Here is a 17,225-nt window from a genome sequence, read left to right on the forward strand (position 1 = left end):
ATGAATAGTAAGATCAATCTTTTTGCCTTATCGATACTTATCTCAGGCTCTGCTTTTGCAGAGTCCCTGAGTTGTTATGATCAAGGGTTAAAATACTCTTCTCAAATAAGTGAAGATGCCGTCAATTCGATTTCATCTTATTGTTTAGATCAAGTCTATTCAATTGCTCCTAATTTAAATGAGAACAATAGAGCTCCAGCATCTCTTTCAAATAATACCTTTCCAAAGAATTATGAGATCAACCGAGAAAAGAAGATTGAGGTCTTTTCATTGGAAAATATTCTCGTCGTTAGAAAGGACGGTAAAGAAAATATCTACGCCGGTTCTAAAACTGGCCTCAAGTTTATTGAAGCTGTCACTGTAGACCCTTCAGGAGATACGGTTGCCGTACTCAATAGGGGCAGCTCTAGTAAGCAAGTTCTCGTATTTTCAACGAAATACTCTGGAAACATACGACCACAGTCGGTTATTTCAGGTAAAGAAATTAATCCGATTAACTCAATTGCTTTTAGCCAAAATGGTAAAGAAATCTATTTGAATGATGGTGTAAATAAGAAGCTTCTCTCGGTTGAAAAAGAGAAGGATTCAAGAAAGCAAGACCCTGCTTTACACCCAGTTTTTAATGAGAGACTTGTTTTTAATAAAAAAGATGAAGTTAGTTATATCAAGTCTTCTGGAGATGACTTTCTCTACCTAAATGGTCAATTTCTTCATTCTGTAGCGAAGACATTTGATAAGGGAAATTGGACACTTGATCTCTCTGTTGTTGGAGCAACAAATCCTAAAGGATTTTACGTTTCAAACTCTGGAAAAGAGATCAAAATTGTGACAAATAAAAATGGTGTAAAAACTGTCCAGTTCCCAGGCAAGTAAGCGATTTGTTATACTTTGTTTATGAAAATAAACAAAACTATACTTATCTGTGCATCGGTTCTTATTCTTATTATTGGCCTCTTTGTTTTTCTAAAGACAGAAAAGAAAGTCTTTACTCAATCTGATCCTGTCGATCGCCAAATTGTAGAATCTCTATCTTCACTAATTGGACTCAATGTTACTCTTGGCTCATTCGAGCTTGATGAAAAGAGTAAGCATTTAGTGATGAAAGACATTTCAATTGCTTTTCATGGTGAAGAGCCTTTTCTTATATTTGAAGAAGGTGAAGCTCGATTGGGAATGAAAGAGCAGGACCAAACAGTAATTAATTTTTTAGAATTTAGAGGGATTAAAAAGCTAACTTTCTTTGAAGGGGCTGCTCCAGGAGTAAGTGCTAACCTAGACCTTTTGAATAAAGAAAATATGGATAAGTTTATCTTAGAGCTTCAAGATAAAATTAATGAAATTAATGGAGATCAAGTTTCATCTATTATCGAATCACTAAAGGTCTCAAAGAGTGAATTAAAAACATGTAAGCGCTCAAAGAGAAATTGTCGAAAAATTAAACTTGCTAAGAAAGAGAAAATTTCAAAAGTTCTAGAGCTTATTGATATAAAAAAAATTGCTGAAAAACCAATGTCTGAAGGTGGAAGAGGTCTCTTTACTATCTCTGCAACAAAAGAAAGTCTTTTAGCGGCTTCATTTAGACCACTTCTCGACCAACGTCTCGGTATGATGAATAAGTTAATGCTAACGATTCATAAAGCATTTTTTGATACAGATAAAAAGATCAGTCACAAAATCCTTTTTAAAGAGATTTGGATTAGAGATAAGAAAAAAGATCAAAATAAAGAATTTGTCGCTGGTGTCAAAAACCTTACATCTAATCCTAGTTTAAATGCAGATAAAACAGTCTTTAGAATGCAAGGTGATATCGTTGATCAGGGCATTAGAGGAGTCAATCTTCGATTGGTTATACACAAAGGTAAGAATAATGCCGTTTCTGTAAATGGAACAATCGGGCAATATCCAATATCTTCTCTTTCATTGAATATCGATGATATGTTAAGTGCACAATTATCGAATCTAGAGACAAGTATTAAAATCAAAACTTTCGTTTTGAATGAAAAGTCACAAGGGTCATATAATCTCTCTTTAAATAATCTAGAGGTTGAAAGTGCGAAGTCTGAATATCTTAATTTAAAAAAATCGACCCTTGTTTCAAGAAGAGTTAATTCTTACTATGAATCTTCGAAAGATTCTCAGTTTTTAGATGTTTTTATTGGAGAGAAGTCTGTTAAAGAGAATAACCCAAAAATTGTTAAATCTCTTCATGATAGGGCCTTAAAATTTATCTTAGCAAATGAAGACTTTTCTAAGAGATATAAAGCTAAGGTTGGAGATCTGTTTGAAAGGCTTGAAAAAGAGAGCGCAAGTCTCGATAAAATCTGGCCAAAAGATGGATTTCTCAAAATGTCACGTATGTAGCCAGTGTAAATTATTTAGACATAGTCTTTTCGTGATTTTCGCTATTTAGTGTTGGTTTCGTTATTGCATAATATCTTCCATGAATATTTTGGGGGATCTTATGTCTTTGAAGAAAACTTTTTCTGCACTTCTACTATTCTCATTAAGCCAAACGGCAGTTCTGGCAACACCGGCCTTTTGTAAGTTCTATGAGAACCTAGAGATTAGTGCCCAAAGGGAAAGTGTTAGAGAAAAGTATGGAGAGGTGATTCTTCATAAACTAGAAAGTAAGGGAATTGCCCATCAGTTTCGCGTAAATGATCTACTTGATAATTACTACCAAGCATTCAAATATAAAAAAATAGAAAACTCTAAACACTTCTCAAGTGACCTTACGATTAAAGCACTTGAAAAAGCATCTAGTGCACAAGAAGCTTACTACGGTGTTTCCAATCTCGATCTAGATGAGTCTATTGTTAAAGATGTTTATCAATGTATTCAAAGTAATAATAAACTAAAAGAGCTCTCTCTTGTTCTTCCAACTGATATTACAGAAGACAAAGAAATAAGTGATGCCTTTATCTCGAATCTCTTTTTCAATGCTCTTAGGGTTAAGTATTTTCTCGATTTGAGAAATAAATTGGAATTACAAAAGAAGAAAAGACTTTCAGATCTACTCGTTAGAAGTTCGGGAAGGGGCTATTATCAAATCAATAAAAAGGCCGAAAGAAGAGAAGATATCGAAAAGGAATTTGATCCAAAAATAGCTGTGATCAATGATACATTGATTCCTATTTTTCAAAGCTCACCGCTTCTTTTTGAATATGAGAACGATTTTGATATTGCCGATTGGGTGAATATTAAAATCGTCGCTTCTGAATTGACGAAGAGATTATTAGACGGTCTGTCGACAAAATTTCTAAGTGAAGCTATGAATTCTCTTGAGAATAGTGGATCTATTGTTGATTTATCAAGTGTCATTTTAAGTCCTTCTTATCAAGTTGTTTTAGATAATCATGTTCTTGGCCTAATTAATTCAAAGAAATTTAAAAGTGAGATTAAGGATTATCTTTCAGATTATTTGAATGGAATCCGTGAAGGAATGCTGGAGCTTTGTGAATCTAATGGAGAAAACCTCCATCACAACGATTCGTTAGTTAAGGCCATTTTTGATGACAATATTTACGATAAAAATTTTGATCTTCAAATGGCAAAGGATCAGGGGGCATATTGTCATCTCGTTGAAAACTATCCACGCGAAGAGATCGGTTCTTTCTCTTGGAAAACTGGTGTTGGTCTCTCTATGATGGCCCTTGGAGGTATCAGTCAACTATTTGTAGGAGTAGGAAATATTGTTGGAACTGGTCTCATCGCTACTGGTGGAGCTATTTTAACAGGTGAAAGTATTCATAATGCTTACCTTGCCAGTAAGTCAGAGAAAATATCAGAAGTTCTTAATATCGGTGGATGGGAAGACTACAAGAGTGTCATCGAAATGAAAAATATTAAAACGGATCTTCTTTCTGATAGTGGGACAGACGCCGTTTTGACTGTCGCAACAGCTGGTATTGGAAAATTAATTAAGCATTCTGCTAAGTCTAGAGTCTATACTGCTGAAGAATCAGCAATGAATACTAAATTTTCTCGTGTAAAACGTGGAGAAACAAACCAAGAGTTAATTATAAGACAAGACGGTGAAGCTTATTTAACAGGACTTTGGAATCGTCATGAGTATTATGAAAAATCGTACGAGCTCCGTGTCGATAAATTCAAAACAAAAAGAAAAACTGCATATCTTATGGATAAGAACAGATCTAAACTCCCTGCATTTCATGTCTATGGAGAATCTGGAGAGGAAACTCTTGGGATTTTATCTCATGTTTCAAATAAAGAGCTTCTCGATTCTGAAGATGGAGCTGAAGCACTAAAGAAAGTACAAAAATGGATGGATGATTACTCATCTTATAGAGACGAAATTTCAGTCACTGTGGATAAGGGAATGCAGTCATTTGATCGGATAAAAGAACTGGAAAAGGCCCTTGAAGAATTTAATTATGAATCATTTGAAAATGGTAAAGCTCAAATTGTAAATCTAACTAAATTTAAAGATGGAAAGAGATTAGATATAAAAGAAAAATACGAGTTTCAATCATTAAATGAGCTCAAAGAAGAATTGCGTAAAGAGAAAACTGTATCGACTCACTCGTTTGCTAGAAATGGCTTTGAAGAACTCTCTACTAAAAGTAGGCTCTACGATGTTATGGATATGCAGGCCGTTGATTATAGGCGACTAGAGTTTTTAAGAGATGAACTTAAAAAGGCAGGTAGTAGATCAGAACTAAGTAAAGCTCAAAATGATATTTTAGTAAAAACAGAATCACTTCTTGCTGATAGTAAATTAAGACCTAGAAGAGATGCTCTTGATCGTCTTGAGAAGAAAGAGTTTAAGGCCGAGCTTAGAGATTTTATTAGAGGATTAAGATCAAAAGAGAAGCTACTGAGTAAGATGCAATTCAAACTCACTGGTGTAGCAAAAGAGCAATTTGAAAATACTGGATTTGTTGGAAAACACTTTAAGACATTACTCATTGCCAACTTAGGTCTAGTTTCAACAAATGTTACCTACCGCTATCTAGAGTCAGGTGGCAGTTTAGCTGAGCTAGCTGCTAAATCTAATATAAACCTCAATAAAGTTGTACGCTTTATAAATCAGGGTTATACCCTAGGCGAAGAGAAATGTGCTGCTAGCGGTAGATCTTTTTCTTTTATGCTTTGTTTTAATGAACTTGCTAAGGAAGAAGTTGGAATTGAACTAGCTAGAGCGAAGGTTAAAGACCATAGCTATCAATTTAGAAATGATCCTAAGGTTATTAAGAAAGTAACAGAATATGCTCATCGAATGATTTCTTTGAAGAAGAAAGTACGTGGGGCTGAGCTATTTAATCTAACAAATTCTATTTTATCGCTTCATTATGCTCATAATGCTGTTCATGAGTTTTCTGCTTTAGTAGGTGAGTTGAATCCTAAGCATCCTGAGATTGCTTCTGATATTGCTTATGTTTTAACAGGGAAAGATCAGACAGAAGTTGAAATGCGACTTCACTTGATCGATAACAAGTATAGAGGAAAGTATATTGATATTATTAAAGAGTTTGTTTCTAGGAAAAAAGAAATCGTCTCAGCAATTACAGAGTCAGGTCGCTTACCACATGATTTAGAGAACAAAATTCGCGGGCTCGATTATGATGAGGCAGAGTACTCTATTATTGATGATGAATTCAATTTATTCAATCAGGAGATTTTAAAAGAAGTTGGAGAGTCTCTAGATGTTAGCTTTTAAATATAATAAATCTTTTAATATTTGATAGGAGTCGAGTCCTTTATCTGCTAGGCCACAAGCTGGACTTAAAAGGACTCTTCTATCATCTAACTTAATTTTTTTAAGCTTTTCAATATCATACTTTTTATCTGTAGGAATAATTCCAATAACAAGTGTTTTAGCTTGCCCATAATCCAATCTTTCCTCAAGAGAGGCATCGAAAGAGTAGTAATCGAGATTTAATTTCTTTAGATCCACTATGCGCTTAGAGCAACTGTGAAGACCGCACTCCCCAAATTGCCTTATAAAGCTAATCAGTTCTTCAAGTTCTTGATTTATCTCTGGTAGATAGGGTTCATCAACAAAGATGATAAGCTCCTTATGCTTGAGAGTTCTGTAGAGAAAAAGGAAATACTCTTTTATGGCATCTATATTTAGGTCTGATGAAATCGGCCCTGGAATCTGTATTTTAACCTTCTGTGCTTCAATCTTTGAAAATTCAATAAGAGAAAGACTTGTCAATGAATTCATTTGATCAATCATATTCCCTTCGAGGTGAGGGAGTTGTGGGAGAAAGGGAATGTCAAATTTTGTTGTAAAGTGGATTGATTCTTCAACTGTGTTAAAGTTAAGACTTCCTATTCCTGTAATAAGTCTTTTATCCATCATATCCATATCTTTCAAGCATTTCACTCACAAGATAATCAAAGTCATGGGTCAATTTGATATTGTCGGGACTTTGATCTGCACATTGCAAGTAGCCAATCATTTTTAAAAAATCTGTTGATCGTTCTTGCTCTTTTATCCATGTATCAAATATTTGAATTGTTTTAATCCATTCAGATAGGGAATAGCTAGATTTATCAACGTATTCAAAAAAGGTAATGATGGCATTTCTTCCATTGGGATTCGATTTTCCATAACGAAAGATATAGAGAAAGAGAGTTGAAAATTGTTCAAGTGTCTGACTTTCTTTTAAAAGATTGAGAAGCTCTTCGTCTTTAACATCACGTAGAGGAAGGGTTTCTCTAGCTTTTTCATAGAGATTAACCCACTTTTCTTTTTCCTCTTTCGATTTTAAAACGTCTTCAATATTCACTTAGGACTCCGGATCATAATCAAGATTTGGTGCGAGCCATTTTTCAATTTCGCTAACCGACATGGCCTTTCTTTTGGCATATTCAGTGATTTGATCTTTCCCTAGGTTTCCTACATTGAAATACTTTGCCTCTGGATGACAAAAATAGAGACCTGAAACAGATGCTGGAGGATTCATTGCAAAGTTTTCAGTCAATGTGACAGAACTCTCTTTATCTGCGTTTAGAATTTTCCATAAAATCTCTTTCTCTGTATGGTCTGGGCAGGCTGGATAACCTGGAGCGGGCCTTATTCCTCTGTACTTTTCCTTGATGAGCTCTTCATTACTGAGAGATTCACTCTTACCGTATTGAAAATGATCTCTCACTTTCTTATGTAGATATTCTGCTGTCGCTTCGGCAACGCGGTCTCCGATGGCCTTAACTAGAATAGAGTTATAATCATCGTGCATATCTTCGAAGTGCTTGGCAAATTCATCAACTTCACGACCAGCGGAAACAATGAATCCTCCAATATAGTCGAGACGATCACTACTTTTTGGAGCAATGTAATCACTTAGGCAGCGATAGGCTTGTCCATGCTCAACTTTTTCTTTTTGCTGACGTAAAAAGTGTAACGTTTCGATCTTAGAATTTCTCGATTCGTCTAAATAGAGGTGAACATCTTCTCCTTCTGAATTAGCAGGAAAAATTCCGTAAGTTGCTTCTATGTTAAAACGCTTTTCCTCAATAATTCTCTCTAGCATCTTGGAAGCATCTTGAAATAATGTTCTTGCCTGCTCCCCATATTTTTCATGACCGAGAATTTTAGGGTAGGTTCCTTTCAGTTCCCAAGTCCAAAAGAAAGGAGACCAATCAATATAGGGAACGATCTCTTCTAGAGGAATCTTTTTTAAAGTTTTAATACCTGTGAAATCAGGTTTTGATATTTCTATTTTATTCCAATCTGTAATGAAATGATTTTCACGAGCAGTGTTAAAGTCAATGACTCGATCTTTTTTTGTACCTGATTGAAAGTGAATACGAGTTTTTTCTTGTGCAGCCTTCAGCTCACTTATGTATTTTTCTTTTTTACTTGGATTAACAAGGTTATTACATACTTCTATAACTAGTGATGCATCGGCGACATGAACAATTGGTCCACTATAGTGTTTAGCAATCTTGATCGCTGTATGGGCCTTACTTGTCGTTGCCCCTCCAATAAGAAGAGGTGTCTCTAGGCCTTCTCTTTCAAATTCTTTGGCAATATGAATCATTTCATCGAGAGAAGGGGTAATGAGTCCAGAGAGTCCAACAATCGTTGCGTTGTGTTTTTTCGCTTCTTCAATAATCTTGTCACAAGAAACCATAACGCCCAAATCGATAACTTTATAACCATTACAAGCAAGTACAACAGCTACAATATTCTTACCAATATCGTGAACATCACCCTTTACGGTAGCAATTAGAAACGTTCCTTGCTGACGAGAATTGGCATTATTTTTCTTTTCTTCTTCCATGAAAGGTTCGAGATAGGCAACAGCTTGTTTCATAACTCTTGCACTCTTTACAACTTGTGGAAGAAACATCTTTCCAGCACCAAAAAGTTCCCCTACGACTTTCATGCCATTCATGAGAGGCCCTTCGATGACATCGAGAGGTCTTTCAAGATTTTGACGAGCCTCTTCAGTATCTTCTTCAATAAAAGTTGTTATCCCTTTAACAATTGAGTGTGAAATTCTCTCTTCTAGTGAATTGAGTCTCCACGTCGATTCTTCTTCTTTTTTCTTTTTACCAGAACCTTTGATTTTTTCTGCATACTCAATCAACTCTTCTGTCGCATTGTCGTGCTTATTAAGAAGAACTGATTCAACTCTTGTGAGTAATTCTTTATCAATATCTTCGTAAACTTCAAGCATTCCAGCATTAACGATACCCATATCAAGTCCAGCTTGAATTGAGTGATATAAAAAGGCCGAATGCATGGCCTCTCGAACGACATTGTTTCCTCTAAATGAAAAAGATATATTTGATACCCCTCCACTTGTTAGAGCACCAGGACAGAGTCTCTTAATTTCTCGAACAGCTTCAATGAAGTCGACGGCATAGTTATTGTGTTCTTCAATACCTGTTGCAACAGTTAGAATATTTGGATCGAAGATAATATCAGTAGGAGGGAAACCAACTTCATCAACAAGAATATCGTAGGCCCTCTTGCAAATTCTTATTTTATCTTCTTTTGTTGCCGCTTGCCCTTTTTCATCAAAGGCCATGACGACAGTGGCTGCACCATATCTCATAATTTCTTGAGCTTGATACTTGAAAACTTCTTCACCCTCTTTAAGAGAGATTGAATTTACAATTCCTTTTCCTTGAATACATTTAAGTCCTGCTTCGATGACTTCCCATTTTGAAGAATCAATCATAATAGGAACTTTACAGATGTCTGGCTCACTTGCGACAAGATTTAAAAATTTAATCATGCAAGCTTTAGAATCGAGCAGGCCTTCGTCAAAGTTTATATCAATGATATTGGCACCATTTTCTACCTGACTTCTCGCAACATCGAGCGCAGCCTCAAAATCACTATTCTTAATAAGTTTGGCAAAGCGCGGAGAGCCCGTTACGTTTGTCCTCTCTCCAACCATATAGAATGGTCTATTCTCTGTTTGTGAAATATTAAGAGGCTCAAGCCCACTCAAAAAGAGGGCTTCTTTTATAGACTTTATTTTTCTTGGTGATTTATCAAATAATTTATCGCGGATGGCCTTAATGTGCGCCGGAGTCGTCCCGCAACAACCGCCAACTAGATTTAAAAACTCAGAGTCAGCGAATTCTTCAAGTAGGCTAGAAGTATCGTTTGGCGTTTCATCATAACCGGTATCACTTAAGGGATTAGGAAGTCCTGCATTAGGGTAGCAACTAATAAAACAGTCAGCTATTTGTGATAGTTCTTCAATGTAAGGGCGCATTTCTTTTGCACCGAGGGCACAGTTAATTCCCACACTAAGAGGCTTAGCATGACGAACTGAGTTCCAGAAAGCTTCAACTGTTTGTCCTGAAAGAGTTCTTCCCGAAGCATCAGTTATTGTTACAGAAAGCATTACCGGAAGTCTTTCTTCTTTGTCGTCGAAGAACTTTTCTATAGCGTAGATTGCTGCCTTAATATTTAAAGTATCAAATGTTGTCTCAGGCAAAATGATATCGACTCCACCATCAACAAGACCCTCTATTTGATAATAGTAATTTTCTACAAGCTCTTCGAAGGTAACACCACGATAAGCTGGGTTATTTACATCAGGTGAAATGGAAGCTGTTTTATTTGTTGGACCTAGAGCTCCAGCTACAAAACATTCTCTACCTGGATTTTTACTCATAAATTCAAGGCATGCTTCTTTAGCAAGCTCAGCAGATCTTTTATTGATCTCATAAACAGCTTCTTCGAGATGATAGTCAGCCTGAGCTATCTTCGTTCCACTAAAAGTATTCGTTTCAATAATGTCTGAACCAGCTTCGAGATATTTTTTGTGAATATCTTTGATAATTTGAGGCTGAGTGATACTGAGAAGATCATTATTACCTTTTAAATCGTGAGGGAAGTCTTTGTAACGATCTCCACGATAATCCTCTTCAGTTAGTTTGTATTGTTGAATCATCGTGCCCATGGCACCATCCAGAAACACAATTCTCTCTTCTAATATTTTCTTAAGCTTGTTACCACGAGAAGTTAACTTTTTCATTTTTTTCCAATTAGTAAAACTTTTTAACAACTTCTTTTACAGACTCTGTATCATTCATTACATAAAAGTGAAGACTAGGAACTCCAAAGTTTAAAAGCTCTTCACTTTGTCTAATGGCCCAGCGAACACCAATTTCTTCAATATGCTTAGGATTGGCCGTCACTTCGTCAACAAGCTCATCAGGAAAATCAATATAGAAATTTCTTGGAATTGTCGTCAATTGCTTCATGTTCTTTAGAACTTTGAGTCCAGGCACGATAGGAACATTGATTCCTTCTTCTCGACATTGTTTAACAAAGTTAATGTATTTCGAAGTATCAAAAAACATTTGCGTCACGACATAATCTGCACCCGCTTCAACTTTCTTTTTTAACCATTGAAGATCGAATTTCATATTTGGTGCTTCAAAGTGCTTCTCTGGATAACCAGCAACACCCATGCAAAAGTCAAGAGGACGAGCATTTGAAATTTCATCTAAAAAACGACCCTCTTTGATATCTTGAATTTGATTAACTAGATCAATAGCATAAGTATTAACTGATCTATTGGCAGAAACTTTTTTATTATAATTTAATCCGTCCCCGCGAAGAGCAAGAACGTTATGAATTCCAAGGTAGTTTAATTCAATAAGAGCATCTTCCGTCTCTTCTCTTGTAAAACCTTGAGTTAGTAGGTGAGCAACAGTGTCAATCTTAAAACGGTTTTGGATAATTCCACAGATACCGATTGTTCCTGGTCTCTTTTTAAAAATCTTTCGCTCAATTGTTCCATCTGGATTTTCATTGTAATAAGCTCCAGCTGGATGGGCCGTAACATCAATCCAAGAAGGATTATAAGGCTCAAGCCCTTTGACGATATCTGTTAAGTCTTGAACGTTTCTACCTCTTGGAGGAGGGACAATTTCAAAACTAAATAAGGCATTATTTCCGGCTTTTTCAATGTGATCGATTACTTTCATTTTTTATCCAATTTCTAAAGACAATTTCTCTTAATTATAAGCTTAAAACCCTCTATGTTATAGGGGGAAAGGTTACTTCGATAAAAGTTACCTTAAAATATACTCAATATTCACCTAAGGCATAGAATAACAATTATACTTACCGAAAGGACTATTTGTAAAAACTCTTAACTATGGTTATCTCATGAAATTGAAAAAGCTTGATTCTACAGATTTCTCAAACTTCATCACTTCTATGAGTCACGAAGTTCGAACTCCATTAAATGGAATCCTAGGGATGTCAGATCTGTTGCTAATGAGTCAACTAGATGATGATCAAAGAGGGAAGCTCAATATTATAAAGGAATGTGGTGAAGAGCTTCTAGAGCTTGTTGATAGTGTTTTAGAAATTACGGCCATAAATAATGGCCGAGTCGCAAGCTCTTTTGAAAAAGTGAATTTAGAGTCATTTATTCGAAGAGTTTGCTCTAATTATGATCTTAAAATGAAAGAGAAGGGAATCTCTTTCATTTTAGATCTTGAATCACTCGATCGAATAGCTCGCATTAATACGAGCCACTTGAGAAGGATTCTTTTATGCCTACTTGATAATGCTTGTTCTTACTCTGAAATGGGAGAAGTGAGACTGAAGGGTGTTTATAAAGAAAATGATCTCTTTGAGTTCTCTATTTCAGATACGGGAAGAGGGATAGATGAAGATGAAATCCAAAAGGTATTTGAGCCTTTTTATCGTGGGCAAGATGAAAATTCAGACATTCGAAAAGTAGGTCTTGGGCTTACTGTAGTTAAAAGTCTCTTGGATCATCATGACTACTCTTTCTCAATAGAGTCCAAAAAAGATATCGGCACAAAATTTACATTTGATTTTAAAGTTAATGAAATTGATCAGGTAATCCTTGAGGACAAGCATAGAGATCTTTCAAAGGTAAATGTTCTTGTTGTTGAGGACATGTCTGTTAATCAACAGGTGATTGAAGCATTTCTGAATAAATTTGGAATCCTTCCTAAATTCGCATCAAGTGGAGAGTCTGCGATTAATCTTTCGCAAAATGAAAAATTTGATTTGATATTTATGGATATTAAATTACCAGATATCAATGGAATCAAAGCGACAAAAGAAATCCTTTCACATGACCCTTCTGTTTATATCATTGCGTTAACTGCTGAAGCATTTGAAAGAGATAAGCAGGCTTGCTTAGAGGCAGGTATGAAAGATTACATTTCAAAGCCTTTGAATAGAGAAGTTTTGAAAAAGGCACTTGAAAAGTTTAGTACGCAATAAAACTAAAACACTCGGCCATTATTACCTGCTTAATTCTAGGAAAGAAGTATTGGATAAATATTTTATTCCTGATAGAATCTTTTTGGATAATAAAGAGGTGTTTTATATGTACAAAGTTTTATATGTTGATGATAGTGAAATGAATCTAGATTACTTTGGAGATATCTTCTCTCAAAAATTCAATGTTAAATTAGTTCAAAATCCTATCAATGCTCTTTCTGTCTTAGCAGATGAAACATTCGATGCAATTGTTCTCGATGTGCACATGCCATTATGTGATGGTTTTGATCTTTTTAAGAAAATGCGTGATAGAAACCTTGTTAAAAACTGCCCAGTACTCTTTTTCAGCAGTGACTCTACTGAAAAGTCGACGATCAAAGGATTAAAAATTGGTTGCGATGATTATCTAACGAGAACGATGACAGGTGAAGAACTTCAGCTTCGAATTGCAAATAGAATTAAAAAGTATAAGTCATTTACTGAAGATGAAATGTCAGTAGGAAATATCAAAATTGATAAGAAAGCGATGCAAGTATTTCTTGATGGAAATAGGCTAAGCCTCACTGGGACTGAATTTAAAATCCTTTTAGGTCTATCGACAAATAAAGGAAAACTAGTTCCAAGAGAAGAATTATCTAAGATCGTTTGGGGTGATACTGAGGTTGCTGTTGGAACAATGAATACTCATATTACCAACTTAAGGTCGAAATTAGATGGTTTTAACCACAAGATTGCCAGTATTAAAGGGCGAGGCTTTATTTTAAAAGAACTTGTCGTCTAGCAATTTTTTCGAATATCTATTATCCTAGTAAGTATGGATGAAATAAAGATTTCAAGTCATTTCGTTACTGCTAGGATTTCTTCTTTTGGAGCTGAATTAAAGGGCCTAAAAGATAGAGAGTCAAATATAGAATACATTTGGCAGGGTGACTCTGATCACTGGGAACGTTCTGCTCCCATCCTTTTTCCAATCGTTGGAAGTTTACGTGAAGATAAATATCGAATTGGCCGTAAGTACTACGGTATGAGTCGACATGGTTTCGCACGCGATAGTGAATTTGAAATTATCGAAAAGGAAAAAGACTCTGTTAAATTGAGACTCATTCAAAGTGATGAGACTCTTAAGATTTTTCCTTTTAAATTTAGTCTCGATGTTCGCTACAAAGTCTATGGACCAAAACTTATCATTTCATATGAAGTTAAAAACTTAGATAGAAAAGAGATGTTCTTTTCTATTGGTTCCCATCCCGCATTTAATGTCCCATTAAATAAAGGACAGCTCGAAGATTACTTTGTTGAATTTGAAAAGCGTGAAGAAAAAGGCGCATACTATCTACACAATGGTCTTGTTGATTTTCATTCACCAGATGATAAGACAATGATGATTGATGATAAGAGAATTGAACTCACAAAAGATCTCTTTAAAAGTGATGCTCTTATCTTTAAAGATCCTGATTCTAAGCGAGTCTTTTTGAAAAATTCATTTGATGAGCATTCTGTCACAATCGACTTTGGAGATATCCCTTATTTAGGATTGTGGGCACCTGAAGGAGCTCCTTTTGTGTGTATCGAGCCATGGTATGGTGTTGCCGATGCAACTGATTCCAATAATGATTTCGTGATAAAAGAAGGGTTGATTAGTTTAGAGCAAGAAAAGTCATTTAAGTGTGAGTACACAATTCATGTAAACTAGGGGGAGAATATCCCCCTAGTAAGTAACCCTATTTTTTATATTCAAATACTTCTTCTTGATCGAAGCGTACTTTTTTAAGGTCTTTGTATTTGTCATCATCTTTTCTATATCCAAGTGCAACTGCAGCAATTGTCTTATATGGGCCGTCTTCTAGTCCTAAAAGTTTGTCGTAAGCTGCAGGATCAAGTCCTTCAAGAGCACAAGTATCAATTTTTAAGAGTCCAGCCGCTAAAGTGAGTTGTCCCATTGCAATATATGACTGTCTTTGGGCCCAAGCATCGATTGTTTGAGATCTTGGTCCTTCAACGAGATTTCCGACCATCATGTCTCTATATCCAGCCAAGTCTTCAACTTGAAGTCCTCTTGTTTTAGCAATATCGGCAACAAATTTATCTACGTATTGTGCATCTAGTTTTTCAAGAGTTGTGAAAACCAAATAGTGAGAAGCATCAGTTACTTGAGATTGATTCCAAGAAACTTCTCTTAGTTTTGCACGAAGTTCTTTATTTTCTACAACGATAAACTTCCATGGTTGAAGCCCGTAAGAAGAAGGAGCTAGTCTTACTGACTCAACAAGAGTATTCCAATCTTTTTCGTTAATTTTCTTGTCTGCATCAAAGATCTTCGTGGCATATCTCCAATCAAGTGCTTCTAAAATTTGTTCATTCACAATTTTTCTCCGTTGTATTGAGCAATTCAAATAGCTCGTCAATTTTAACTTTAAAATTCATCAGTTCGCTTGGATCTCCTTCGTAATTACAAAGGATTTTTCCCGGAACTTTCTTTGCTTTGTTTTTTAATTTCTTTCCATCGTCTGTTAAAGAGACATAGACGATTCTTTCATCATTTTTACAACGCTTCTTTTCGATCAATCCTTTGTCAATGAGTCGCTTAATCAAGGGACTCAAAGTTCCAGAGTCTAGACTTAGTTTCTGACCTAGCTCTTTGACATTAACGGCTTCTTTTTCCCATAGAACAATCATCACAAGGTATTGCGGATAAGTTATATCGAGCTTTTCAAGAAGAGGTCGATATCTTGCCGTCACTAATTTACTAAGTCTATAGAGACTAAAGCAAAATTGATTTTCTAATAAGAGTGCGTCTTTATTCATTGTAAAACCTATTTCTTACCAAGAAGATCTAGTAGGTCCTCTTCAATTTTTTGTGGCTTATCTTGTGGAGCATATCTCTTAACTGGTTCACCATTTCCATCTACAAGGAATTTTGTAAAATTCCATTTAATTGGTTTTGATCCAAGAAGTCCTGGTTGTTTTTCTTTGAGGTACTCATAAAGAGGGTGGGCTTCATCACCGTTAACATCAATTTTATCAAAAATTGGAAATGTTACATTGAATTGAAGATCGCAAAATTGCTGAATCTCTTCCGCTTCACCTGGTTCCTGTTTACCAAATTGGTTACAAGGGAAGGCGAGAACTTCGAATTCACCTTCGTGCTTTTTATAAAGCTCTTGAAGGTCTTTGTACTGCGGCGTAAATCCACACTTACTGGCAGTATTTACAATAATAAGAGGCTTTCCTCTAAATTCTTCTAAACTTCTTTCATTTCCTTTAATGTCTTTGGCCTTGAAATCATAAACACTCATAATATCCCCTTTTTTTGAATTATAGATAAGATACGATGTATTTAAATTGTGTACAACTTAATTTTTGTCAATTTATTGTTAAGTTTACGCATTCCTTGGCGTAGTGGTGCTTTTGAATTAAAATAACCGCTTAAGATAATGAGACTTTAGGAGTTTTAATGACAAAATTTTATGGCTTCACCTTTATGCGAGGCGTAGACAAATTAGACTACCCTTATATGGAAATGCTTGAGTCGATGTCAGGGCTTGTTGATGAAATTTATTTGGCCCTCGGCGATAGTGAAGATAAAACAGGTGAAAGAGTTAAGACTCTAGGGAAAGTCAAAGTTATCGACACTGTTTGGGAAGATAAGTACATGGGTGATGGAGGAATGATTTTTTCTCAACAAGCAAATGTTGCGCTTGATGAACTTAGAAAAGATCATGGAAATGAGGATGATGCATGGGCCATTTTTCTTCATTGTGATGAAATCATTCATCCTAGTGAGTACAAAAAACTAAAAGAAGATATTGAGGCCGCCATTGCAAGTGGAGCTGATGCTGTAAGACTACGTTTTTTACACTATTGGAAAGATCACTATCATATTGCGGTTAATAAGAGATGGCAGCCAGCTGAGATTAGAGCATTCAAGCTAAAGTCTGATATTATTTGCCACGGAGATGCTCAAGGTTTCAGTGGATACAAGAAGCAAGTGGACAGTGATGTTTGTTTATATCATTACGGACATGTTCGCCCAGCTGAACAACATAAGCTTAAGCAAGAAGAGATTATGAGACGCATTCGTCCAGCTGCAAAGTTTAATAAATATTGGAGCCGTGAAAAAAAGGCCTTCGCTAAAACAAAAATGCAAAAGGTTCTTATTGAGCATCCATCTTTTATGAAAGAGCGAGTTGAAAGACTTAGAGATCCATTTGAACTAGAAACTAAGAAAGTTGTTTATATTGTCGGTGACTATACTGAATTTTCGGAAGATATCACTTCTAAGATAAATGCAGATGAAGTCAACTTTGTTCTAACATCTGAAGAAGTTCCTTTTGAACATCGATTTAAAAATATGGTTATTATGAAGCCAAGCTTGATGGAAAGAATTCAATATGATCAACCTAAAAGTGTTGATATGGAGTCTGATCTTGCAAGTTCTTGGTCAAAAGATTTTGAATTAATATTGAGACTTTCAAATATTGATGTTTCAGTGAAATTATAGGGAGAGAAG

General features: G+C 35.5%; 14 protein-coding genes. 7 read left to right on the forward strand and 7 right to left on the reverse strand.

The features are described 5' to 3' along the window. The 3 genes from HBN50_RS05140 (at window position 1) to HBN50_RS05150 (ending at window position 5,680) form a co-directional block, all read left to right on the forward strand. On the forward strand, window positions 1-873 hold the full coding sequence (locus HBN50_RS05140) for a hypothetical protein (RefSeq protein ID WP_273868447.1): 873 nt from the start codon (window positions 1-3) through the stop codon (window positions 871-873). Between the two features lie 21 nt (window positions 874-894). Continuing rightward, entirely contained in the window at window positions 895-2,361 is a 1,467-nt protein-coding gene (locus HBN50_RS05145) for a hypothetical protein (RefSeq protein ID WP_273868449.1), read from the forward strand. Between the two features lie 100 nt (window positions 2,362-2,461). Next, window positions 2,462-5,680, forward strand: coding sequence for a hypothetical protein (locus HBN50_RS05150; protein WP_273868450.1), 3,219 nt, complete (start codon window positions 2,462-2,464; stop codon window positions 5,678-5,680). Here the strand turns inward: HBN50_RS05150 and HBN50_RS05155 are convergent. The 4 genes from HBN50_RS05155 to HBN50_RS05170 are packed head-to-tail and all read right to left on the reverse strand — an operon-like array spanning window position 5,663 to window position 11,433. Continuing rightward, window positions 5,663-6,328, reverse strand: a complete 666-nt coding sequence (locus HBN50_RS05155) for a hypothetical protein (protein WP_273868451.1) — start codon at window positions 6,326-6,328, stop codon at window positions 5,663-5,665. The genes HBN50_RS05150 and HBN50_RS05155 overlap by 18 nt on opposite strands. Next, window positions 6,318-6,758 (reverse strand): hypothetical protein, encoded by a 441-nt coding sequence (locus tag HBN50_RS05160; protein WP_273868452.1) that lies wholly within the window; start codon window positions 6,756-6,758, stop codon window positions 6,318-6,320. Before HBN50_RS05160 ends, HBN50_RS05155 begins: the two co-directional genes overlap by 11 nt. After that, window positions 6,759-10,475 (reverse strand): methionine synthase, encoded by a 3,717-nt coding sequence (metH, locus tag HBN50_RS05165; protein WP_273868453.1) that lies wholly within the window; start codon window positions 10,473-10,475, stop codon window positions 6,759-6,761. A 10-nt stretch (window positions 10,476-10,485) separates the two neighbouring features. Next, the gene (locus HBN50_RS05170; protein ID WP_273868454.1) at window positions 10,486-11,433 is read right to left on the reverse strand and encodes a methylenetetrahydrofolate reductase; all 948 of its coding nucleotides are present in this window, start codon (window positions 11,431-11,433) and stop codon (window positions 10,486-10,488) included. A 184-nt stretch (window positions 11,434-11,617) separates the two neighbouring features. Here HBN50_RS05170 and HBN50_RS05175 point away from each other — a divergent pair, with 184 nt between their 5' ends. The 3 genes from HBN50_RS05175 to HBN50_RS05185 all read left to right on the forward strand — a co-directional run bounded on the left by HBN50_RS05175 (window position 11,618) and on the right by HBN50_RS05185 (window position 14,408). Then, entirely contained in the window at window positions 11,618-12,715 is a 1,098-nt protein-coding gene (locus tag HBN50_RS05175) for a response regulator (RefSeq protein ID WP_273868455.1), read from the forward strand. Window positions 12,716-12,821: 106 nt separating this feature from the next. Further along, window positions 12,822-13,496: a response regulator transcription factor gene (locus HBN50_RS05180; RefSeq protein ID WP_273868456.1), complete on the forward strand. Its 675-nt coding sequence runs from the start codon at window positions 12,822-12,824 to the stop codon at window positions 13,494-13,496. 33 nt (window positions 13,497-13,529) lie between these two features. Next, window positions 13,530-14,408, forward strand: a complete 879-nt coding sequence (locus HBN50_RS05185; RefSeq protein ID WP_273868457.1) for an aldose 1-epimerase family protein — start codon at window positions 13,530-13,532, stop codon at window positions 14,406-14,408. 28 nt (window positions 14,409-14,436) lie between these two features. Here HBN50_RS05185 and HBN50_RS05190 read toward each other — a convergent pair whose 3' ends face one another. The 3 genes from HBN50_RS05190 to HBN50_RS05200 are packed head-to-tail and all read right to left on the reverse strand — an operon-like array spanning window position 14,437 to window position 16,011. Then, window positions 14,437-15,081, reverse strand: a complete 645-nt coding sequence (locus HBN50_RS05190; protein ID WP_443135164.1) for an NAD(P)H-dependent oxidoreductase — start codon at window positions 15,079-15,081, stop codon at window positions 14,437-14,439. Continuing rightward, a complete protein-coding gene (locus tag HBN50_RS05195) occupies window positions 15,071-15,520 on the reverse strand; it encodes a MarR family winged helix-turn-helix transcriptional regulator (RefSeq protein WP_273868459.1) in 450 nt (149 codons plus the stop codon). Before HBN50_RS05195 ends, HBN50_RS05190 begins: the two co-directional genes overlap by 11 nt. Window positions 15,521-15,528: 8 nt before the next feature. Continuing rightward, on the reverse strand, window positions 15,529-16,011 hold the full coding sequence (locus tag HBN50_RS05200) for a glutathione peroxidase (protein WP_273868460.1): 483 nt from the start codon (window positions 16,009-16,011) through the stop codon (window positions 15,529-15,531). A gap of 158 nt (window positions 16,012-16,169) precedes the next feature. Here HBN50_RS05200 and HBN50_RS05205 point away from each other — a divergent pair, with 158 nt between their 5' ends. Next, a complete protein-coding gene (locus tag HBN50_RS05205; protein ID WP_273868462.1) occupies window positions 16,170-17,216 on the forward strand; it encodes a hypothetical protein in 1,047 nt (348 codons plus the stop codon). Window positions 17,217-17,225: the final 9 nt, after the last annotated feature.

This window comes from Halobacteriovorax sp. GB3, from assembly GCF_028649655.1.
Taxonomy (GTDB): Bacteria; Bdellovibrionota; Bacteriovoracia; order Bacteriovoracales; family Bacteriovoracaceae; genus BSW11-IV.